Raw genomic sequence first — 21,447 nt, 5'->3', positions numbered from 1 at the left:
GGAAGTTACAGCCTCTTGCACGTCACCGAACTGTCATGGATGGGGCTATGGCTGGCACGATGAACCAAATCGACAGTCGTGCCAGTGGTGATCGCCGCCCTGGCATCATCATCTGCGCCTATGACGGCGACGATGACGGGTGGGACTTGGTCGAGGATCTGTCGGGCGAAATCTGGAGTCCCAGCGGGGCCCGCGCCGTGCCCATCGCCGCCGCCGATCCCGACGAGCTCGCCTCGACCCTGGCCGCACGTATCGGCAGCGGGGAATGCCGGGCTGTCCTCCTGGTCGGACGCACGCAAAAGGGCTCTGGCTTCCGGGTCCAGATGCGCGCTGAGAACCGCACTCTCGACTACAAGCACCGCCTGTCCAGCACCGGGCCGGGCGTGGCCCGCACCACGGCGCCCGTCGCCGACATGGTTCGCGCACTGACCGCCGCCGGGCTACAGGCCGACGCCTCGTCCGACATTGAGGAGGACGCCGGCTCCTACCTTCTCTACCGCGTGCTCTCGGACCTGCCGGATGGCCCTCTGACGCCGTCGATAGGCCTGCTGCGCGCGCCCGCCCCCGCCAATGAGGCCGCGGTGCGCAAGGGCGTCAAGGCGGCTGCCTCGGCCATGGCCAGCCACCTGACGCCGCTGCCGCGCATCGGTTAACCCTTTTGGGTCGCAGACATCGGGCGCCCTTCGGTCTAGGGTTTCCAAATGACAGTGAGTCGCAACCTGATCGTCTTCGCCGCATTGAACGGCGCCCTGGCCGTGGCGCTGGGCGCCTTCGCCGCGCATGGCGCCGGGCCGCAGATCAAGACCCTGCTGACCACTGGCGCCCAGTATCAGATCGTCCACGCCGTCTTCGCCTTCGCGTGCGCACAGTGGACAGGGGGCGGCGGGCTGGCCCGGCTTGCGGGCTGGCTCGGATCGATCGGCGGTCTGATCTTCTGCCTCGCCCTGGCGGCGATCGCCTTTCTCGGCGTGCCGGCGTTCGGCGCCGTGGCCCCGATCGGCGGCCTTCTGATGATCGCCGGCTGGCTCTGCCTGGCCTTTTCGGCCTTGCGTTCTCGCCCCTGATTCCCTCGTAGAAAGACCAAGCATCCATGGCCTTCCCCACGCCCGCCGAGCCGCGTCGTGTGCTCCACCCCGAGATCGAGGCCTATGCCTCGGGTTGGATGCCGACCGAAGGCGTGCATGAAATCTATTACGAGGAATCCGGCAATCCGCACGGTCTGCCGGTCCTGGTTCTGCACGGCGGGCCTGGCGGCGCGGTCAATCCGGGCATGCGCCGCTTCTTCGATCCCGCCGTCTATCGCATCATCATGTTCGACCAGCGCGGCTGCGGTCAGTCGCGGCCCCACGCCTCGCTGGAAGACAACACGACTTGGACCCTGATCGACGACATCGAGCGTCTGCGCGCCCTGTGCGGCGTCGACAAATGGGTGGTGTTCGGCGGGTCCTGGGGTTCGACCCTGTCGATGGCCTACGCCATCACCCATCCTGAGCGGGTCATCGCGCTGCTGCTGCGCGGAATCTTCCTGCTGACGAAGAAGGAGTTGCACTGGTTCTATCAGCACGGCGCCTCGATGATCTTCCCGGACGCCTGGGAACGCTTCATCGCCCCCATCCCCGAGGCCGAGCGCGGCGACCTGATGGCCGCCTATTACAAGCGGCTGATCGGCGATAATGTCGCAGAGCGCGAGCGATGCGCCGTCGCCTGGTCCAGTTGGGAGGGCGAGACCGTCAGCGTCGAGGGTCCCAACGCCCGGCCGGACAAGTTCGCCGAGCCCGACTTCGCCGTCGCCTTCGCTCGGATCGAGAACTGGTTCTTCACCAACGCCGGCTTCTTCGAGGAGGACGGCTGGCTGCTGAAGAATGTGGACCGGATGCGGCATATCCCGTGCTGGATCGCGCAGGGCCGGTTCGACGTGGTGACGCCGATCTCAGGTGCCTGGGCGCTGCACCGCGCCTGGCCCGAGGCGCATCTGGACATCGTCGGCGACGCCGGCCACGCCTCGTCGGAACCCGGGATCGTCGACAGCCTGGTGCGCGCCGCTGACTGGGCCGCGAGCCTCAAGGCATGACAAAGCCGCCGCGCAGGACAGCGCGGCGGCTATTCTCATTCTGAAAAATCAGAACCGCTTTGCGGTTCGATTGTCGATGCTCCACGCGCCCGGACCGGCGGTGAAGATATACAGGAAGATGAAGCAGTACAGGATGGCCGCGTCGCCGCCATTCACCGCCGGATAGGGGCTGCTGGAGAAGTGGAACATCCAGTAGGCCACGGCCATCTGGCCCGAGGCGATGAAGGCGGCCGGACGCGTGAACAGGCCCAGGATCAGCAGTAGGCCCGTGATCAGCTCGATCACCCCGCCGATGCCGAACAACGACAGCAGCTCCTGCTGACCGGGTTCGGCCCCGGCCGGGAAGCCGAAGACCTTGATGACGCCATGCGCCAGGAACAACAGACCGGCGACGATCCTGAGCGCCGCCAAGGCGCGGGAAGACCAGCCATTCACTTGATTGAACATTCTCTTTCCTCGCCCTTTTAACGCGGTTGTTCCCGGTCGGATCGGGTCCGACCGTGAAGCTTGTTCCGAAAATCAGGCGGCGTCCACCAGCACGATCTCGGCGTCGGACAGCGCCTTGACCGTCACGACATCCTCTTGGGCGATGGCCGCGCCGTCACGGGCGTTCAGCCGGACGCCATTGACCTCGACCTCGCCCTTCGCCGGGACCAGATAGGCCCGCCGCGCGCCGCCCAGCAGATAGTCGGCGCTGTCGCCCGCCTTCAGCGTCGCCGCCACGATCCGCGCATCGGTACGGATCGGCAGGGCGTCCCCACCGCTTTCAAGAGCGTCGCCCTCGAAGCCCGAGGCCAGGACCACGAACTGACCCGATCGCTCGCCCTTGGGGAAGGGTTTGGTGCCCCAACTCGGCGCATCCCCGCGCCGGGTCGGCTCGATCCAGATCTGAAAGATCCGCGTCAGGTCCGGCTCGGCGTTGTATTCCGCGTGACGGATGCCGGTTCCGGCGCTCATCACCTGGACATCGCCCGCGACGGTGCGCCCCTTGTTGCCCAGACTGTCCTCATGGGTGATGGCCCCATCGCGGACATAGGTGATGATCTCCATGTCGGCGTGCGGATGCGGCGGGAAGCCGGTTCCGGCGGCGATCTCGTCGTCGTTCCAGACCCGAAGATTGCCCCAGCTCATCCGCTTGGGATCATAGTAGTTCGCGAAGGAAAAATGGTGTTTGGCGTTCAGCCAGCCGTGGTTGGCGCCACCGAGGGATTCAAATGGTCTGCGCTCGATCATCGCACTCGTCCTTTCGCGTCGGAACCGTCCGACGCCTTTGCTTGACGCCAAGATAGAGATCGGCGACCGATCAGAAATAGAAACAACCGAAACTCATCGTTTCAGGACGCAAGGCCGCCCATGTCCCGCCTGCCCGATCTGGAAGCCCTGGCCATCTTCGCCAAGGTCGCCGACAGCCAATCCTTTTCCGGCGCAGCCGAGACGCTGAGCCTGTCCAAGGCGACGGTGTCCAAGGCGGTGACGCGCCTGGAACAGCAGCTGAAGACCACCCTGCTCCACCGCACCTCGCGCCGCTTCGCCCTGACCGATGCAGGCCGAACCCTGGCCGCCCGCGCCGCCCACATGCTGGCCGAGGCCGAGGGCGCGGTGTCAGAGGCGCTGGACATGTCCGTCACGCCGCGCGGCCTGGTGCGACTGGCGGCGCCCATGTCGTTCGGCATGGCCTATGTGGCCCCGGCCCTGCCCGAGTTCCTCGCCACCCACCCCGACGTATCGGTCGATCTGCACCTGTCGGACGAGGTCATCGATCTGGTCGGCGGCGGCTTCGATTGCGCGCTTAGGATCGCCGCCCTGGCCGATTCCTCGCTGACGGCGCGCAAGCTCCGGCCTGTGGCGCGCGCCCTGGTCGCCTCGCCGTCCTATCTGGATCAGCGGGGGCGCCCCACCCATCCCGACGATCTGGCCCGTCACGCCTGCCTCGGCTACGCCTATATGCCCAGCCCCGACACCTGGCGGTTCAGCAATGCGGCGGGTGAAGAAGTGGTGGTGCATCCGCGCGGGCCATTGCGCGCCAACAACTCCGACGCCCTGACGGCGTCCTTGTGCGCAGGTCTGGGGCTCTTTCCCCAGCCGGACTTCATCTACTGGAAGGATGTCGCCGACGGCCATCTCGAGACGGTGATGACCGACTGGCGCCTGCCGCCCATCGCCCTGCATCTGGTGGCGCCCAGCGGCGGCCCGCGCCCGGCCAGGGTCACGGCCTTCATGGACTATCTGGCGGCGAAGTTCAGCGGACCGCTGTGGCCGGGCGATACGGTGGGGCGCTAAGGCTCAACCGCACTTCACTTCGCGCACGATATTCGTCGCCTCGTCATAAACGAAGTTCACCCGGTTTTCGCGATAGTCCATGGTCGCCGCGCAGGTGGTGCAGAGCACGCGGAACGTCTGGCCGGCGGGCGCGGTCGGGATGGCCGAGCGGTTGCGGCCGACATAGCTCTGATAGTCCGAAACCTTGCACGCCTTGAAGGCGGTGTCCGATCCGGACGCATGCTCGGCGGTCTGGACCGGCGCGCAGGCCGACACGGCCAAGGCGCCGGCGGCCAGCAGGGTGCTCACAATGATCTTCATGCTCGTCTCCTCGCGTCGGCGTCAGCCGCAGCGAACCTGTTCGATGATGCCGGTCTGTTCGTTGTAGAAGATATTCAGCCGATAGGCGGAAAAGTCGTGCGTCACGGGGCAGGTGGTGCAGGTCACGCGCCGATTGACGACGTCCACGGGCACCGGAATTTCGGTCCGGGACTTGCCGACCAGATACTGCATCTCGCCGGCCTTGCAGAAGTCTTCCGTCTGTCCGGTCGGCATGCGGCTGCCGACGGGCGGGTTCAACTGGGCCTGCTCGACCGCACGCGGCGCAGGCGCCTCGGAGACCGGCGTCGAACAGCCGGCCAGCAGAACCAGTCCGATCAGGCCGCCTTTTCCCAGCGCCCTTCGTCCGTTTGACGCCAATAGGCCAGGTTCGCGCCCTGCCCCTTCAACGCCTTCCAACGTCCCCGCGCATTTTGCAGAGCCGGCTCGTCCCGACCGTCGAAAATAATGAAGCATCGTTCGAAACCCTCCGTCACGCCCAGTTCTGCGTCGTCGATTATGAACAGCGCCTGAGCGCCGTTCAGGTTCTCGCCCGTTTCACTCAACAGCACAGGCTGGCGCTCGGCATGGAGCTGATCAGCCCGGCCATGCGGCAGGAAACTGTCATCGCGAAACGTCCACAGCGTCTCGTCGACCTCGTCCAGTCGATGCGAATGCGACGATTTGATCATGGCCCGCCAGCCCCGCTCGATTGTCTTTTCGAGCAGGGTTGGCAGCACCTGATCCAGCGACGAACGCTCCAGGTGATAGAACCAGATTTCGGGCTTCATGGCCTTCCCCCCTTGCGGGGGAAGGTGGCTCGCGTCAGCGAGACGGATGGGGGGTAAAACTTGGTGATGGCGCTGAGCGACCGCTCGCACCGAATCCAGCACAACGTTGGGATTGCGAGCCGCCGCTTCGTTCGAAAATCTGAGAACTTCAAAGCCCTGTTCTCCTAGCCAGGCGTCTCGCGCAGCATCGCGTTCTTCTCGCAATCGATGGATGCCGCCGTCCAGTTCGATCACCAGTTTCAGGGCATGACAACAGAAGTCCGCAATATAAGGCCCCAGCGGAACCTGACGCCTGAACCTCAACCCCTCCAGTTGCCGATCACGTAGCAATCGCCACATGGCGCGCTCGCTCATCGTCTGCGACTTGCGCAGTTCGCGAGCGAAAGCGTGAGCGCGGTCGGAATGGACGGCCATAAGGCAAAGGCTAACCCGGCTAAGGCCGAGTTTCACCCCCCATCCGACCCGCTGACGCGGGCCACCTTCCCCCGCAAGAGGGGGAAGAATTTAAGATCAGTTTTCGTAGGAATCCGCGACCATCCGGTCCAGCGTCCGCACAGCAAAGCCGACGCCGCCTTCCGGCACGGTGGGGCTGGGGCTCTTGTTGGCCCAGGCCGTCGGGGCGATGTCCAGGTGCGCCCACGGCACGCCATTGGTGAAGCGTTGCAGGAACAGGGCGGCGGTGATCGAGCCACCGGCGCGGCCGTTGCCGGTGTTCTTCACATCGGCGATCTTGGAATCGATGTGCTGCTCGTAGATGGCCGGGATCGGCATGCGCCAGAAGTTCTCGCCGACCTTCTTGGCCGCCGCCAGGATCGGATCGGCGACATCGTCGGAGTTTGAGAAAACGCCGGCGTAATCCAGGCCCAGGGCCACGATCATGGCGCCCGTCAGGGTGGCCAGGTCGATCATGAACTTCGGCTTGAAGCGCTGCTGCGTGTACCAGAGGGCGTCGGCCAGAACGAGACGACCTTCGGCGTCGGTGTTGATAACCTCCACCGTCTGACCCGACATGGACACGACCACGTCGCCCGGACGCTGGGCGTTGCCGTCCGGCATGTTCTCGACCAGACCCAGCACGCCGATGACGTTGGCCTTGGCCTTGCGGCTGGCCAGGGCGATCATGGTTCCGGTCACGGCGGCGGCGCCGCCCATGTCCCACTTCATGTCTTCCATGCCGTCCGCCGGCTTGATCGAGATGCCGCCGGTGTCGAAGCAGACGCCCTTGCCGACGAAGGCCAGGGGCTGAGCGCCGGCTTCGCCGCCGTTCCACTTCATGATCGCAAGCTGGCTTTCGCGACGGCTGCCCTGGCCCACGCCCAACAGGGTGCGCATGCCCAGCTTCTCCATCTCGGCTTCGCCGAGGATTTCGACTTCAAGGCCCAGGCTCTCCAGCGCCTTCACCCGCTTGGCGAACTCGGCCGGGTACAGGACGTTGGCGGGTTCGGACACCAGGTCGCGCGCGAAGATCACGCCGTCGGCCACCGCCGACAGCGGCTCCAGCGCCGCTTCCGCGCCTCGCAGGTCAGTCGTGACCACTCGGATGGCCGTGATGGACGGAATCTTGTCGGCCTTTTGCGTCGTGCGATATTTGTCGAAGCGATAGGCGGCCAGACGCGCGGCGAAACCGACGCGGGCGGCCTGCTCAGGCGACAGGTCCGAAGCGTCGATCGTCAGCACCTCAGCGCCCGACAGCTTGACCGCCGCATAGGCGTTGCCGCCGAAGGCCTCGACCGCCAGATCGTCCAGCTTGTCCTTGGCGCCCGCGCCGACCAGCAGCACGGCGTCCGCCTCGACGCCCGCCGGCGCGGCGATGCTCAGGCTCTGCCCGGCCTTGCCGGTGAAACGTCCCTTGCCCGCCGCCTTGGTCAGGGCGCCGTTGGCCTTGCCGTCCAGCGCGGTCCCGGCGGCGGTGAAGGTGCGGTCTTCAAAAACCGGAACGGCCAGAATCTCGGCGGCGTCCACGGCGGCGGCGAATTCGATCTTCATTCAATCAACTCCAGCCAGGCCCCACCCGGCGTCTGCAAACAGCAAAATGACAACGGCGCGTCTGCTTGTCGCGGACGCGCCCTGATGTGCTACTAGATGCGCCTCAATGTCGCCGCCTGCAACCGGGCGAAGTCCATCCGCCCATGACCCTGATTCAAAGATACCTTTTTCGGCAAATCCTGTTCCCTGTGATCGCCGCGTGCGCAGCGCTGGCGGGAATCGGGATTCTGAGCCAAAGCCTCGACCAACTCCAGGTCATCGTGGAGCGCGGCCAGAGCGTGTGGATCATGGTCAAGCTGACCCTGCTCGCTCTGCCGCAACTGCTGTCGGTGATTCTGCCGATCGGCCTTTTCGTCGGCGCCCTGATCGCCCTGACCCGGCTGCAACGCGAACAGGAGCTGACGGCGGCCTTCGCGGGCGGCATGACCCGGTGGCAGGTCATATCCCCCGCCGCCCGCATCGCCGTGCTGGTCGCCCTGGTCACCTTGCTGGTCAACGTCTTCGTTCTGCCCTGGGCGCAGCAGGAGGCGCGGCGACAGGCGTTCGACATCCGCACCGACCTCGCCGCTCTCTTGGTCGAGGAAGGCCAATTCGTTCAGGGGCCTGACGGTCTGACCGTCTATGTGCAGCAGATCGAGCAGAACGGTCTGTTGAAGAACCTGTTCGTCTATCTGGACGACAAGGACAAGGTCACGACCTGGAACGCGTCCGAGGCGCGCTTCAGCCGGGACGCCGGCGGCATTCCCATCCTGACCATGATCGACGGCTCGGCCCAACGCTACTCGTCGGGCGGCGTGCTGGAGACGCTGTCGTTCGGGCGATACGACTTCTCTCTCGCGCCCTTCGTCGGGGTGACCGACACCCTTCGCTACAAGCCGACCGACCTCTATCTGCGCCAGCTGCTGAACCCGACGGCCAAGGTGCTTGAGGTCGCCGGCTCGCGGGGCGAACTGCTGGCCGAGGCGCATTCGCGGCTGGCCTCGCCGCTCTACGCCATGGTCGCCATGGCGCTGGCGCTTTCGGCCATCCTGGGCGGCGCCTTCAGCCGCACCGGCTATACCTTGCGCATCGCCAAGGCGGCGGGCCTGTTTCTGGTCCTGCGCGTCATCGGTTATGGGCTTGTCGCCGCCAGCGCCTGGAACGGCTGGATGAACGTGCTGCAATATGTCGTGCCGATCGTGGCCATCGTCGTCGCCCTGCGGGTTCTGTTCCGCGCGCTGAAGCCGCGTCGCAGCCGGACCACCGCCGCCCTGCGCGATCTGAGGGCCAAGTTCGCATGACCGCCGTCGCCGCCTCCGCTCGTCGCTCGCCTCATATCCCCCGTCTCGGCGGCATCGAACGCTATGTGCTGGTCCAGCAGCTGAAATCGCTGGGCGTGGCCCTGGCCGTGATTTCGGCCCTCGTCATGCTGATCGACTTCGTCGAGGTCTCGCGCGGCGTCGGCTCCGCCCAGGATCTCTCGGCTGTCCGCATTTTCGGCCTGGTGCTGCTGAAGTCGCCCTCGGTCATCGTACAGTTGATGCCGTTCGTTTTCCTGTTCGGCACCCTGTCGGCCTTCATCAGCCTGAACCGGCGCAGCGAACTGATCGCCATGCGCGCGGCGGGCGTCTCCGCCTGGCGTTTCGTCCTGCCCGCCGCCGGCATGGCCTTCGTCCTGGGCGTGCTGACCGTCACGGTGTTGGGTCCGATGGCGTCGGCCGGCGACGGTCTGTGGCAGCGCGAGCGCGCGCGGATTTCCGGCACGGCGCCCGGCGGCGATCCCAAGGAGGCGATCTGGCTGCGCGAGGGCGACGATCAGCGCCAGATGATCATCCGCGCTGGACAGCAGGATCGCGCCAACGCCCGACTGCTGAACGTCAGCTTCTTCATCTACACGACCGCGCCCGGCGGCGGTCGCACCTTCTCCGAGCGGATCGACGCCAAGTCGGCCTCGCTGAACGCCGGCAGCTGGCGCCTGACCGACGCCGTCGGCGCTCAGATCGGCCAGCGCGCCGTCACCTATTCCAGCCTGACCTTGGTCTCCAGCCTGGCCGACGACGAGGCCTTCGAGCGCTTCGCCCGGCCGCAGGCCACGCCCTTCTGGTCGCTGCCCAACCAGATCAGCCGAATCGAAAACGCCGGCTTCACCTCGACCGCCTACCGCCTGCGCTTCCAGCAACTTCTGGCGACGCCGCTGGTGTTCGCCGCCATGTCGATCCTGGCCGCCGCCTTTTCGCTCAGGCTGATGCGTCTGGGTGACCTGGCGCGCATGAGTGTGGCGGCCGTGGTGCTGGGCTTCGCCTTCTTCTTCCTGAACCAGTTCTCGTCGGCGATGGGATCGGCCGAGGTCGTGGCGCCCTTCGTCGCCGCCTGGCTGCCGCCTGTTCTTACCGCGCTCGCAGCCTTGACCTTGCTGTTCTATACCGAAGACGGCTAATCGGGCGCTCGCTTCTCAGACTACGGATGGCCTATGCAGGGTGATCGGCGCTTCGACGCTTTCAAAGCAAGGCTTCTCGCCGGTGCGGCCCTGGTCGCCTGCGCGCCCTTGGCGACGCCCGCATGGGCGCAGACCACCCCGCCCGCCGCGACCGCGCCGTCCGACGGCCTGCCGCCCGAGGCGGTCTATGTCGATGCCGACAATGCGCGTCGTGAAGGCGACACCATCATCGTCAGCGGCACGCCCGAGAACCGCGCCTATGTCCGCACGCGCGGCCATGTGCTGCGCGGCGAGAACCTGTCCTATGATCTGAACGCCGGTTCGGCGACGGCTGAAGGCCGCGTCGAGGCCATCGCACCCGATGGCGCCGTGGTCTACGCCAGCCGTCTCGAGCTGGACGAAAACCTGGAGACCGGCGTCGCCGTGGATTTCGCCACGCGTCTGGCCAACGGAGCCAGCCTGATGGCGGCAACGGCTGTCCGCCGCAGCGAGAACGTCAGCGAACTGAACTACGCCCGCTTCACCCCCTGCCCGATCTGCGACGATGGCGGCCCCAAGACGCCGACCATCTCGATCCAGGCGGAGAAGGTGACGCAGGACGAGCAGTTGCGCGCAATCCTCTATCGCAACGCCGTCTTCTATATCGGGCCGGTGCCCGTCTTCTACACGCCCTTCTTCGCCCACCCCGATCCCTCGGTGGAGCGGGCCTCGGGCTTCCTGGTGCCGATCGTCAACTATGACGAGGGTCGCGGCGTCTCCGTCGAGGTTCCCTATCTCCACGTTGTGTCGCCGTCCGAAGACTGGCTGATCAGCCCGCAGATCAACACCAGGGTCGCGCCGCTGCTGAACCTGCAATGGCGCCGACGGTTCGCTGACGGCATGATCGTGGCGCGCGGCGGCTATACCTACGAGCGCGAGTTCGGCGACTTCGATCGGGACGGCGACGGCGATTTCGAAAGCAACGTCAAGTTCGGCGACCGCGAGCATCGCAGCTATCTGCTGTCGCACGGCGAGTTTGATCCCGACGGCCCGTGGCGTTTCGGCTTCACGGCCGAGCGCACCTCGGACAAGACGCTGTTCGACCGCTACGACGTGCGCTCTCCCTATCAGGACAACGGCCTCTACTACGGCGACCGGCGTCGCCTGATCAGCCAGATCTACGCCGAACATCAGACTGATCGGTCCTATGTGTCGATCGCGGCCTTCTCGATCCAGAGCCTGCGCCTGAACCCGGCCTTCGCCGCGACGGACTTCCGCGACGCCAACGGCTTCAAGGTGTTCGAGGACGACGACACCCTGCCCTTCGTCGCCCCGCTGATCGATGCCCGCTGGGAGCCGCGCGAACTGGTCTTCGGCGGTCGGCTGCGCCTGAAGGGCTCGGCCGTGTCGCTCTACCGCGACGCCTTCGTCGGCGCGCCGATCCTGAACCCGGAAATTGTTCCCGCCGTCACGACAGGCCTCGCCGGCGTCGACAGCCGCCGTATCACGGGTCAGGCCGAATGGCGCCGCGCGATCATTCTGCCCGTTGGCGTGCGCGTGGAGCCGTTCGTCGACACTCGGGTCGATCTCTATTCCATGTCCGACCTCCCGCCGATGATGGGCATCGACAGCGACGAGACGGTCAGCCGATCCCGGTTCAGCGCAGGCGTGGACGTCGCCTATCCTCTGATCAAGCGCATCGCCGACGCCGACATCATCCTGGAGCCGGTGGGTCAGTTCTCGGTGTCCAACAAGGTCAACCTGGATCGCCGCATCCCCATCGAGGATTCGCAGGTTCTGGAGTTGGACGAGTCGTCGCTGTTCCGCATGGATCGCTTCTCCGGCTACGATCTGCTGGAAGGCGGCGCGCGCGTGACGGCGGGCGGTCGCGCCACCATCCGCTGGGCTGAAGGCCGCAAGGCCAGCCTGTTCGTGGGACGCAGCTATCGCTTCGATCAGCAGGATGACTTCAAGACGTCGATTCCCGATGATCCTGCACGTCTCTACGACCCCACGGGCCTCGCCTCCGAGACCTCCGACTGGGTGGTCCAGGGCGACTTCGCGCCGTCGGATCGCATCCGCAGCTGGTTCCACGCCACGGTGGACGGTTCGGGCGAGGTGCGCCGCGCCGAGGCGGCGCTAGACGGCCGCTGGGGTCGCCGCAACCTGGCGACCGTCAGCTACATTCTGGATCAATCGAACCCGGTCGATGGTCCGCTGAACCGCAACTACGAATTCGTTCAACTGGCGGGCCAGCAGTTCGTCTTCCAGAACTGGGGCTTCACCGTCGCCGGTATCGCCGATCTGGAGGAAAACCAGATCACGCGATCCGAAGTCGGCGTGCTGTTCGATGACGACTGTCTGCGGTTTGAACTGGGTTATCGTCGCGACAACACCCGTGCGCGGCCAGGCGGCCCGTCGGAAGGCGTCTATGTGCGCCTAAACCTCGCCACTTTCGGAGGTTCAGGTTATGGACAGGGCGAAATGCGTTGAGCATGACGCTTCAAGGGGCGCGACTGCCTGCCGGTTTGGCCGGCGGACCGCTGTGAGGAATCAGGACGAACAATGGGTTTGATGCGTTATTCGACGGGGGCTGCGCTCGCGGCAGTCCTCCTCGCCGGTTCGGCCTATGCCCAGACGGCGCCCGCTCCGGCGCAAGCCTCGACACCCGCGCAGAGCCCTGCGGCCGGCGCGCCGAATCCTGCGGCCGAAGAGGCGCCCACGACGGCGCGCGCCGAACCTCAGTTCGAAATGGCCGACGGCATCGTCGCCACGGTCAACGACAAAATCATCACCGGCTATGACCTGCGTCAGCGCATGCTGATGCTTATCGCCTCGTCCCAGGTCCAGCCGACCGAACAGAACCTGCCCGCCATCCAGCAGGCCGCCCTGAACGCCCTGATCGAGGATCGCCTCAAGGATCAGGAGATGGCCAAGTTCGAGAGCCTGAAGGTCACCGACGAGGAAGTGGACGGCGAGATCGCCGAAATGGCCCGCGCCGCCGGCACGACGCCGCAGGCCTATATGCAGTTCCTGCAGCAGGGCGGCATCCAGCCCGCCGCCTTCCGCGACAACCTGCGCACCCAGATCGGCTGGAGCCAGCTGATCCCGGGCCGCTTCAACAGCCGCGCCCGCGCCAGCACCCTTCAGGTCGACCAGGAAGTCCGTCGTCTGAACGAGGCGGCGTCAAAGCCCCAGTTCCTGCTCGGGGAAATCTACATCGACGCCGCTCGTGTCGGCGGTCCGCAAGCCGCGCTGAACGGCGCCCGCCAGCTCGTGCAGCAGATCATCCAGGGCGCACCGTTCCAGGCCGTCGCCCAGCAATTCTCCGCCGCCCCTTCGGCCAGCGCCCGCGTACCAGGCGATGCAGGCTGGGTCGTCAAGGATTCGCTCCAGCCGGCCGTGCAGTCGGTGCTCGAACAGCTCCAGCCGGGACAACTGTCGAACCCCATCGTCGTCGATGGCGGCGTCTATATCCTCTACCTCCGCGACAAGCGTGACGGCGCCTCCACCAGTCTGGTTTCGCTGAAACAGGTTATGGTCGAACTGCCCGAGACTGCGTCGGAAGCCGACGTGGCCGCCGCGACCGCCAAGCTGAAAGGTCTGCGAAATGGCCTGACCTGCGACAACATCATCTCCCAGGCTCGCGCGACGCAGGGCGTCTTGGGCGCCGACCTCGGCGAATCGGATGTGGCCAATCTGGCGCCCCAGTTCCAGCAGTTCGCGCGCACCGGCGAAATCGGCTCGGTCTCGACGCCGATCCGCACCCCGCTGGGCCTGCACCTGGTCGCCGTCTGCGGTCGTCGTGTCGGCGGACCGGAAGCGCCGAACCGTCAGCAGGTCGAAAACCGTCTGCGCGCCCAGAACCTGTCCGTGCTGGAGCGCCGCTATCTGCGCGACCTGCGCAGCGACGCCCTGATCGAGTTCAAATGACCCCAGCGGTCGCGCCTTTGGTCCTGACGCTTGGCGAACCCGCCGGCGTCGGGCCGGAGATCGTGGCCGCCGCCTGGAAGGCGTTGCGCGCCGACCAGACGGCCTTCGCCGTCATAGGCGACGCGGCGCTGTTGCGCGCGCAGGGCGTTGTTGTGGCCGAGGTCGGCGCTCCCGGCGACGCCCATGGCCTGTTCGGCTCCGCCCTTCCCGTCATCCATCGCCCCCTCCCCGCGCCGGTCCTGGTCGGGTCGCCCGATCCGGCCAATGCCTCGGCCGTCGCGGACGGCATCGAGGAGGCGGTTAGCTTCGCCCTGTCCGGCGAGGCGTCCGGCGTCGTCACCGCCCCCATCGCCAAGGCGCCGATGTACGCCTCGGGCTTTCGCTTCCCCGGCCATACCGAGTTCATCGCCGAACTCACCGCCGATGCGCCCTACGCCGGAACGCGCGGACCGGTGATGATGCTGACCGCGCAAGACCTGCGCGCCTGTCTCGTCACCATTCACGTCGCCCTGGACCAGGTGCCTGAACTGGTCACGGCCGAGCGCGTGGCCCGCACAGCCCGCGTCGTCCACGAAAGCCTGAAACGCGACTTCGCCATCGCCCGTCCACGCTTGGCCATGGCGGCCCTCAATCCCCACGCGGGCGAAGGCGGCGCCCTGGGTCTGCAGGAACGCGACCTCCTGATCCCCGTCGCCGAACAGCTTCGCGCCGAGGGGATCGACATCACCGACCCCCGAGCGGCCGACACTCTGTTCCATGAGCAGGCGCGCGCAACCTATGACGCCGCCATCTGCATGTATCACGATCAGGCCCTGATCCCGGTCAAAACGCTGGACTTCTGGGGCGGGGTCAACGTCTCCTTGGGCCTGCCGATCATCCGCACCTCGCCCGATCACGGCACCGGCTTCGACATCGCCGGCAAGGGCGTCGCGCGTCCCGACAGCCTCATCGCCGCCATTCGCCTGGCATCGGAGATGGCGGCGGCCAGGTCTCGCTAGATTTATTCTCCGCTCATCCCCGCGAAAGCGGGGACCCAGTGCTTTAGGCGCGCGGCCGTATGGGGTAGGGCTGGGGGATCGATCCGGAGCCTTTTGCTCTGAAAGAACTGGGTCCCCGCTTTCGCGGGGATGAGCGGAATTTTTCTTGTCCAACGACCTTCCCTCTCTCCGCGAAACCCTCGACGCCCACGGCCTTTCGGCCAAGAAGAGCTTTGGCCAGCATTTCCTGCTGGACCTGAATGTCACCCGCAAGATCGTGCGCCTCGCCGGTCCATTCGACGGTCGCGCGGTGATTGAGGTCGGCCCCGGCCCTGGTGGCCTGACCCGTGCCCTGCTGGAATCCGACGCCGGCCCCGTGATCCTGGTGGAAAAGGATCCGCGCTTCATTCCCCTGCTGACCGAACTGGACGACGGCTCCGGCCGTCTGACCCTCGTCGAGGCCGATGCGCTGAAGGTGAAGGAGGCCGATCTGGTGTCCGGCCCGACCCATCTGGTATCCAACCTGCCCTACAATGTCGGCACCGCCCTGCTGATCAAATGGCTGACTGGCCCGTGGCTGCCCCATAGCCTGACCCTGATGTTCCAGAAGGAAGTCGCCGAGCGCGTCGCCGCGGGGCCAGGGGAGGACGCCTACGGCCGTCTGGCGGTCATCGCCCAGGCCGTCTGCACCGCCCGCATCGTCATGCATCTGCCCGCCGCCGCCTTCACCCCGCCGCCCAAGGTGGCCTCGGCCGTCGTCCATCTGGTTCCGCTGGATGAGCGCCCGTCGCCGGAACGGCTGAAGAAGCTGGAACGCGTCACCGCCGCCGCCTTCGGCCAACGCCGCAAGATGCTGCGGTCCAGTCTGAAACAGCTGGGCGGCGCCGCCCTGTGCGAGGCCGCCGGCATTGAGCCCGACGCCCGCGCCGAAACCATCGATGTCGCGGGCTTCCTGCGACTGGCGGATGCCCTTCAATGACCGTCGAACCGTTCCGCGCCATCTCCGTCAGCCGCCTGGCGCATCAGCTCAAGAGCGAAGGCCGCTCGATCATCCATATGGAGTTCGGCCAGCCCTCAACCGGCGCGCCCGCCGCCGCCATCGCCCGCGCCCATCAGGTGCTGGACGCCGACGCCATGGGTTATTGGGAAAGCCCTGACCTGCGCGGTCGGATCGCGCGCCTGTACGACGAGCGGTACGGCGTCGCCGTCGATCCCAACCGCATCCTGCTGACCTGCGGGGCCTCCCCGGCCTTGGTGCTGGCGCTCAGCACCCTGTTCAAGCCCGGCGACCGGATCGCCCTGGCCCGCCCCGGCTATGTCGCGTATCGCAACACCCTGCGCGCCCTTCATCTTGAGCCGGTCGAGATCGCCTGCGGTCCCGACACCCGGTTCCAGCTCACCGCCGCCCAACTCCAGGCCATGAACCCCGCCCCCGCCGGCGTCATCATCGCCAGCCCGGCCAATCCGACCGGCACCATCATCCCCGTCGCGGAGCTGGCCGCCATCGCCGACGTCTGTAGAGCGCGCAACATCGCCATCGTGTCGGACGAGATCTACCACGGCCTCAGCTACGTCGGCCCGACGCCTTCGATGCTGCAGTTTGCGCCCGACGCCGTGGTCATCAACAGCTTCTCCAAATACTGGAGCATGGCGGGCTGGCGCCTCGGCTGGCTGCTGGTTCCCGAGGACCGGATCGACGCCGCCCGCGCCTATATCGGCAACATGTTCCTGACGCCCCCCAGCCTCAGCCAGCATGCCGGTCTGGTCGCCATGGACGCGATCGACGAGCTGGAAGGCCATATCGAGACCTACGCCCGCAACCGCCAGCTCATGCTGGAGGCCCTGCCCGCGCTGGGTCTGCGCAAGATCGCGCCTCCCGACGGCGCCTTCTATATCTGGGCCGACATCGGTCATCTGACGAACGACAGTGTGGCCTTCTGCGAGCAGTTGCTGCGCGACACCGGCGTCGCCACCGCGCCCGGCGTCGACTTCGACCCTGTCGAAGGCCACCACTTCATCCGCTTCAGCTTCGCCGTCTCGACGCCGGAGATCGAAGACGCATTGAGCCGCCTGCGCCCCTGGTTTGCAGCCTGGGCTTAGGCCGCCTTGGCCTGCGCCGCGGCCGAGGTCGCCCGGTGCAAGGCGTCGTAAAGCTTCTTCGGCTCCAGCGGCTTGGCCAGCCAGTCCGTCATGCCGGCCGCATAGCAGGCCTGCACCTGTTCGGATTCCGTGCCTGCGCTGAACCCGATCACCGGGGTGACGGCGTTGGGCCCGTCCGAGGCGCGCAAGCGGCGTGTCGTCTCGTTGCCGTCGATGCCCGGCATGTTCACATCCATCAGCACCACGTCGAACGCCTTCTCCGACAGCAGCGCCAGCGCCAGATGGCCGTCCGAGGCCGTGGTCAGATCGACGTTCAAAGGTTGAAGCACGAGCGCGATGGTTCGGCGATTGATCTCGTGATCGTCCACGGCCAGCACGCGAAGACGCCGAGCCAGAACGGGCGTCGCCGCCTCGTGTCCGTCCAAGGCCTTCGTCGGCTGACCCGCCGGCAGATCGACACACAGGGTGAAAGCCGCTCCCTGCCCCGCCTTGCTCTCGACCGTCAGATCGCCGCCCATCAACCGCGCCAGTTCCCGACTGACGGTCAGGCCCAGGCCGGTCCCGCCATAGGTGCGCGCCACCTCGGCGGACCCCTGCGCGAAGGGGGTGAAAAGCCGGCTCATCGCCTCGGGCGCGATACCGGCGCCCTGGTCGATCACGGTCAGGGTCAGACAATGCTTGCCGTCCCCGCCCGGCGCCGACGCCTCGAGACGGATCGCGCCCGACGGTGTGAACTTGATCGCGTTGGACACCAGGTTGTTGATGATCTGGCGCAGACGATAGGGATCGCCGCGCAGCCACACCGCCTCGCCGTCCACGCCCGACATCTCCAGCGTCAGCCCCTTGTCCGCCGCCGGCGCCGCCCAGAACCGCACCGTATCGCGCATCAAATCGCCCAGTTCGAAGTCGCGGCTTTCCATCGCCATGGCGCCGGCCTCCATCTTGGAGTGGTCCAGAAGGTCGTTGAGCATGCCGGTCATCAATCGTCCGGCGTCGATGATCAGATCTGCCGTCTCTACGCGGTGTTCCTTCAACTTGCCGTCGCGAATAACATGGGCGCCGGCCAGGATCGCGCTGACGGGCGTGCGCAGTTCGTGGCTGACGATCGCCGCCATCGCCGCGCGATCGGCCATGGCCGCCTGCGCCTGTTCCAGCCGCGTCTCCGCCTCCGCCCGAGATTTCACCTCGGCTTCACGTGATCCGTGCACCCGCCAATAGATGTTCAGCACCATGCCGACGAACAGGACGGCGGACAGGGTCATGACCACGACCCCGCGTGTATCGCCCTGCATCACCTTGATCACCGGCATCAAGGCCAGCGCCGCCAGATAGGGACTGCCACCGATGAAGAAGATTCGACGCGAGGCGATGCCGGACGCGACGTTGGTCAACAGCCCGCCTGCCATCGTCAGGGCGGCGAGCGTGACCAGCGCCGGATGGTTGGTGGACCAGATGATCAGACCCATCGCGGCATAGGTGGTCGCCATCACGGTGGTGGACGCCAGGGCGACAAACACGGCCAGCGGACTCTGTGAGGCCTCGGCGCGTCTGAACGGCGCCATGGCCCACAGTTCGAATGCCTGCACCAAGACCGCGACCGCCAGCCACAGCGGGACCCATCGCAGCATTCCGGCTTCATTCATGGCCCAACCGACCAAGGCGGCGAGCAGAAGCCTGACCGGAACCTGCTTGACCCTCTCCTTGGCGCTGCTGGCCAAAAGAGGCGCGATCGAATGAAGAAAACCCATGACACCCCCGTTCACCACCTGACGTTAGGTCAAGAGGACGAACAGGACGTAAACCTGAGCAGTGGGCAGCTACGGAATAGTCCCTATCGCTGTGTTTACCGTCCGAAATCTCCTTCCCGGCAAAACAGCATCAGTAGCGTAGCGTTGAGTACCCACAGCGCCGCAGGTCCCCATGGCCTGTGGCGCTGTTTCTATTCAGACGGCTTCGCTCAACAGAGCCGCCTTGTAGTCGCCGACCCACAAGTTCCTGAACCGGCGCGAACGCTCGGCGTGATAGATGTGGGCCAGTTCGGCGTAGGAACGGTCGAAGTCCTCGTTCACCAGCACATAGTCGAAGGCGTCGCAGTGTTCGATCTCGCCCTTGGCGTTGGCCACACGGCGCTCGATCACGTCGTCGGCATCCTGTGAGCGGGTGACAAGGCGGCGACGCAGCTCTTCCAGGCTAGGCGGCAGGATGAAGACGCGCACCGCGTCCTCCGGGCATTTCTCGGCCACGTCGCGCGCGCCCTGCCAGTCGATGTCGAACAGCACGTCGCGTCCCTCGGCCAGCGCCTTGTCCACCGGCGCGCGCGGGCTGCCGTAGCGATTGCCGTGGACGTCCGCCCATTCCAGGAAGGCGTCCTCGTCGATCAGGCGCTGAAACTCGTCATGGCCGACGAAGTTGTAGTCGCGCCCATGCACTTCGCCCGGCCGGATGCCGCGCGTGGTCATGGAGACGGACAGCTCCAACCCGCCATGATCGGCCATCAACCGGCGGCACAGCGAGGTCTTGCCGGCGCCCGAAGGACTGGCGACGATCAGGAGGACGCCCCGGCGGGGGCTGCGTTCATTCGACATTCTGGACCTGCTCACGCAACTGTTCGATGACGGCCTTGAGCTCCAGGCCGATTCCGGTGAGCGCGGTCGTAGCGGATTTCGAGCACAGCGTGTTGGCCTCACGCATGAATTCTTGCATCAGAAAGTCGAGTTTCCGCCCGGCGGGCGCCGAGGCCACAAGCTGACGCGCCGAGGCGACATGGGCGGTCAGCCGATCCAGCTCCTCGCGCACGTCGGCCTTGGTCGCCAAAGCGGCTGCTTCCAGGAAGATCCGGTCCTCAAGCCCCGGCGCATCGGGCGCCAGTTCGGAAATTCGGCGGGTGAAGCGATCGCGAATGGCCTCGACCTGCGCGGTCGCCTCGCCTTCCGCCTGGGCGACCAGTGCCTGGATCCGAGCGATGAATTCGTCCAGCACCGGCGTCAGTTGCGCGCCCTCGTTCTGGCGTGACGCCTTCAGCGCATCCAGCGCCTCTTCGACCGTGCGGGTCATGGCCGCCTCGACCGCCGCGCGCGCCTCCGGATCGTCCGCCTCTTCGGGCGCCTCGATCACACCGCGCAGGGCCAGCAGGCCGTCGGCGGACGGCGGCGTTGCTCCGTCCTCGGCCAGTTCGTTCGCCAGCGTCAAATAGCGCGCCAGCACGGCGGCGTTGATCGTGACCGCCGCCTCGCCGGCTTCGGTTCGCTTTGCCTGAACGCCGATGGTGACCTGACCCCGCGCGAACCGCGCCTGGCCGGCCGCCTTGGCTGCGCGCTCCAGCCCGTCGAAACCGTTCGGTCCCCGGAAGCGGACCTCCAGATTGCGCCCGTTGACGGAGCGCGCCTCGACCGACCAGGTCCAGCCTTCGCCGGCCCCGTCGGCCCGGCCGAAGCCGGTCATGCCAGAAAGCGTGCTCATCGGGGCCCCTGCGTCGCGCCGGCCGGAAGGGTGATCGTCGCCTGACCATTCTCGATCGACGCGGCGGCCGGCTCGGTCGTCATCGGCGCCGCACTGGTTCCCGGCGTTGCGGGCGGCGTGGCCTCCGGCGGCAAGCCCGCCTTTTGGCGCTCGATCTGACGCCACCGCGCGACGTTCTGCAGGTGCTCGTCATAGGTCAGGGCGAAGGCGTGTCCGCCGGAGCCATCCGCCACGAAGAACAGTGCCGGATCGGCCGGCGGGTTCAAGACGGCCTTGACGGCTTCCTTACCCGGATTGGCGATCGGCGTCGGCGGCAGCCCGTTGATCTGGTAGGTGTTCCATGGCGTCTGAGCCAGCAACTCCGAACGCCGGATGCCACGCCCCAAAGGCCTGCCCTTGGTCACGCCATAGACGATGGTCGGATCGCTCTCCAACCGCATCCCCGCCCGCAGACGGTTCGTGAACACCGCCGCGACACGCGGCCGTTCCGCCGCCAGCGCGGTTTCCTTCTCCACGATGGAGGCCAGAATCACAGCCTCCTCCGGCGTGCGCGCCACGGTCGCGGGCGACCTCTGGCTCCACAGCAGACGCAGGTTCTCGGTCGCCGCGCGCTGCATCCGGTCGATCACCGACTGGCGGGTGTCGCCGCGCGAAACTTCATAGGTGTCGGGCCACAGGCTGCCTTCCTCGGGCGTCTCGGCGACCGTCCCGGTCAGCACCGCCTCCTTGTTCAGGATGTCCACCGCCTGCAACGACGACCAGCCCTCAGGCAGGGTCACGAAATGGCGCACTACCCGCCCCTCGACCAACAGGTTCAGCACCCCGGCCAGCGACGTGCCGGACGGCACCTCGTATTCGCCGGCCCTCAGCCGACGATCCGCGCCGGTCAGGGTCGCCGCCGCACGGAACAGGTCTGTCGAACGGATCACACCCGCGGCCTTCATCCGCGCGGCGATGGCGGAGACGCCGGACCCGCTGGGCAGGGTGACCACCGTCGTCTGCCCCTGCCGCGCGGACGGTCCCGGAGCATAATAGACCGCCCAGACGGCGATCAGCGCCACCAACAGGAACAGGCCGAAGGTCGCGGACGCGGTCAGCAGCGAGACCGTAAAACCCGACCGCCCGCTGGATTTCTCGACCCGCCCGCGCCCGAACATC

The 21,447-nt window shown here is 66.6% G+C and carries 21 protein-coding genes and 1 pseudogene; 11 read left to right on the top strand and 11 right to left on the bottom strand.

Annotated elements, in window-relative coordinates; genetic code table 11:
• The first annotated feature begins 47 nt into the window (after nucleotides 1-47).
• Genes O2K97_RS07920 through pip form a run of 3 tightly spaced genes read left to right on the top strand, consistent with a single transcriptional unit; the run spans nucleotide 48 to nucleotide 2,071 of the window.
• Nucleotides 48-653 carry a hypothetical protein gene (locus O2K97_RS07920; RefSeq protein WP_269218836.1) on the top strand — a complete coding sequence of 202 codons (606 nt, stop codon included), beginning with the start codon at nucleotides 48-50 and terminating at the stop codon, nucleotides 651-653.
• Nucleotides 654-701: 48 nt separating this feature from the next.
• Entirely contained in the window at nucleotides 702-1,064 is a 363-nt protein-coding gene (locus O2K97_RS07915; RefSeq protein WP_153924279.1) for a DUF423 domain-containing protein, read from the top strand.
• A gap of 26 nt (nucleotides 1,065-1,090) precedes the next feature.
• Nucleotides 1,091-2,071 (top strand): prolyl aminopeptidase, encoded by a 981-nt coding sequence (pip, locus tag O2K97_RS07910; protein ID WP_269218835.1) that lies wholly within the window; start codon nucleotides 1,091-1,093, stop codon nucleotides 2,069-2,071.
• A 48-nt stretch (nucleotides 2,072-2,119) separates the two neighbouring features.
• On the opposite strand, the gene O2K97_RS07905 is transcribed toward pip, so the two are convergent.
• Together O2K97_RS07905 and O2K97_RS07900 are read right to left on the bottom strand one after the other, a co-directional pair.
• On the bottom strand, nucleotides 2,120-2,518 hold the full coding sequence (locus O2K97_RS07905; RefSeq protein WP_269218834.1) for a DoxX family protein: 399 nt from the start codon (nucleotides 2,516-2,518) through the stop codon (nucleotides 2,120-2,122).
• A 72-nt stretch (nucleotides 2,519-2,590) separates the two neighbouring features.
• On the bottom strand, nucleotides 2,591-3,304 hold the full coding sequence (locus tag O2K97_RS07900) for a pirin family protein (protein ID WP_269218833.1): 714 nt from the start codon (nucleotides 3,302-3,304) through the stop codon (nucleotides 2,591-2,593).
• 120 nt (nucleotides 3,305-3,424) lie between these two features.
• Between O2K97_RS07900 and O2K97_RS07895 the strand changes: the two genes are divergently transcribed.
• Nucleotides 3,425-4,351, top strand: a complete 927-nt coding sequence (locus tag O2K97_RS07895; RefSeq protein ID WP_269218832.1) for a LysR family transcriptional regulator — start codon at nucleotides 3,425-3,427, stop codon at nucleotides 4,349-4,351.
• A gap of 3 nt (nucleotides 4,352-4,354) precedes the next feature.
• Here O2K97_RS07895 and O2K97_RS07890 read toward each other — a convergent pair whose 3' ends face one another.
• From O2K97_RS07890 to O2K97_RS07870, 5 genes and pseudogenes are all read right to left on the bottom strand, one after another.
• On the bottom strand, nucleotides 4,355-4,651 hold the full coding sequence (locus O2K97_RS07890) for a hypothetical protein (protein WP_017506303.1): 297 nt from the start codon (nucleotides 4,649-4,651) through the stop codon (nucleotides 4,355-4,357).
• Between the two features lie 21 nt (nucleotides 4,652-4,672).
• A complete protein-coding gene (locus tag O2K97_RS07885) occupies nucleotides 4,673-5,029 on the bottom strand; it encodes a hypothetical protein (protein WP_017506304.1) in 357 nt (118 codons plus the stop codon).
• Nucleotides 4,987-5,439 carry a DNA polymerase III subunit chi gene (locus O2K97_RS07880; RefSeq protein ID WP_269221121.1) on the bottom strand — a complete coding sequence of 151 codons (453 nt, stop codon included), beginning with the start codon at nucleotides 5,437-5,439 and terminating at the stop codon, nucleotides 4,987-4,989. The genes O2K97_RS07885 and O2K97_RS07880 overlap by 43 nt, the downstream gene beginning before the upstream one ends.
• Before the next feature lie 141 nt (nucleotides 5,440-5,580).
• Nucleotides 5,581-5,778 (bottom strand): annotated as a pseudogene (locus O2K97_RS15700) (endonuclease domain-containing protein); the annotation flags it as partial.
• Between the two features lie 171 nt (nucleotides 5,779-5,949).
• Nucleotides 5,950-7,425, bottom strand: a complete 1,476-nt coding sequence (locus O2K97_RS07870) for a leucyl aminopeptidase (RefSeq protein ID WP_269218831.1) — start codon at nucleotides 7,423-7,425, stop codon at nucleotides 5,950-5,952.
• A 143-nt stretch (nucleotides 7,426-7,568) separates the two neighbouring features.
• Between O2K97_RS07870 and O2K97_RS07865 the strand changes: the two genes are divergently transcribed.
• The 7 genes from O2K97_RS07865 (at nucleotide 7,569) to O2K97_RS07835 (ending at nucleotide 16,830) form a co-directional block, all read left to right on the top strand.
• The gene (locus O2K97_RS07865) at nucleotides 7,569-8,705 is read left to right on the top strand and encodes an LptF/LptG family permease (RefSeq protein WP_269218830.1); all 1,137 of its coding nucleotides are present in this window, start codon (nucleotides 7,569-7,571) and stop codon (nucleotides 8,703-8,705) included.
• Nucleotides 8,702-9,841: an LPS export ABC transporter permease LptG gene (gene lptG, locus O2K97_RS07860; protein ID WP_269218829.1), complete on the top strand. Its 1,140-nt coding sequence runs from the start codon at nucleotides 8,702-8,704 to the stop codon at nucleotides 9,839-9,841. The genes O2K97_RS07865 and lptG overlap by 4 nt, the downstream gene beginning before the upstream one ends.
• Before the next feature lie 33 nt (nucleotides 9,842-9,874).
• A complete protein-coding gene (locus tag O2K97_RS07855) occupies nucleotides 9,875-12,313 on the top strand; it encodes an LPS-assembly protein LptD (protein WP_269218828.1) in 2,439 nt (812 codons plus the stop codon).
• Nucleotides 12,314-12,385: 72 nt separating this feature from the next.
• Nucleotides 12,386-13,753 (top strand): peptidylprolyl isomerase, encoded by a 1,368-nt coding sequence (locus tag O2K97_RS07850; protein ID WP_269218827.1) that lies wholly within the window; start codon nucleotides 12,386-12,388, stop codon nucleotides 13,751-13,753.
• Nucleotides 13,750-14,751 carry a 4-hydroxythreonine-4-phosphate dehydrogenase PdxA gene (gene pdxA, locus O2K97_RS07845; RefSeq protein WP_269218826.1) on the top strand — a complete coding sequence of 334 codons (1,002 nt, stop codon included), beginning with the start codon at nucleotides 13,750-13,752 and terminating at the stop codon, nucleotides 14,749-14,751. Before O2K97_RS07850 ends, pdxA begins: the two co-directional genes overlap by 4 nt.
• Before the next feature lie 145 nt (nucleotides 14,752-14,896).
• Nucleotides 14,897-15,709 (top strand): 16S rRNA (adenine(1518)-N(6)/adenine(1519)-N(6))-dimethyltransferase RsmA, encoded by an 813-nt coding sequence (gene rsmA / locus O2K97_RS07840; protein ID WP_269218825.1) that lies wholly within the window; start codon nucleotides 14,897-14,899, stop codon nucleotides 15,707-15,709.
• Nucleotides 15,706-16,830, top strand: coding sequence for a pyridoxal phosphate-dependent aminotransferase (locus tag O2K97_RS07835; protein ID WP_269218824.1), 1,125 nt, complete (start codon nucleotides 15,706-15,708; stop codon nucleotides 16,828-16,830). Before rsmA ends, O2K97_RS07835 begins: the two co-directional genes overlap by 4 nt.
• Here the strand turns inward: O2K97_RS07835 and O2K97_RS07830 are convergent.
• The 4 genes from O2K97_RS07830 to mltG form a co-directional block, all read right to left on the bottom strand.
• Nucleotides 16,827-18,578, bottom strand: coding sequence for an ATP-binding protein (locus O2K97_RS07830; RefSeq protein WP_269218823.1), 1,752 nt, complete (start codon nucleotides 18,576-18,578; stop codon nucleotides 16,827-16,829). The genes O2K97_RS07835 and O2K97_RS07830 overlap by 4 nt on opposite strands.
• A gap of 195 nt (nucleotides 18,579-18,773) precedes the next feature.
• Nucleotides 18,774-19,415, bottom strand: a complete 642-nt coding sequence (gene gmk, locus O2K97_RS07825) for a guanylate kinase (protein ID WP_269218822.1) — start codon at nucleotides 19,413-19,415, stop codon at nucleotides 18,774-18,776.
• Entirely contained in the window at nucleotides 19,405-20,289 is an 885-nt protein-coding gene (locus O2K97_RS07820) for a YicC/YloC family endoribonuclease (protein WP_269221072.1), read from the bottom strand. Before O2K97_RS07820 ends, gmk begins: the two co-directional genes overlap by 11 nt.
• Nucleotides 20,286-21,446 (bottom strand): endolytic transglycosylase MltG, encoded by a 1,161-nt coding sequence (gene mltG / locus O2K97_RS07815; protein ID WP_153924322.1) that lies wholly within the window; start codon nucleotides 21,444-21,446, stop codon nucleotides 20,286-20,288. Before mltG ends, O2K97_RS07820 begins: the two co-directional genes overlap by 4 nt.
• Nucleotide 21,447 lies beyond the last annotated feature (1 nt).

Source organism: Brevundimonas vesicularis (assembly GCF_027105095.1).
Taxonomy (GTDB): Bacteria; Pseudomonadota; Alphaproteobacteria; order Caulobacterales; family Caulobacteraceae; genus Brevundimonas; species Brevundimonas vesicularis_E.
The sequence above is the reverse complement of the archived record's forward strand: the minus strand, read 5'-3'. Positions and strand labels throughout refer to the sequence as shown.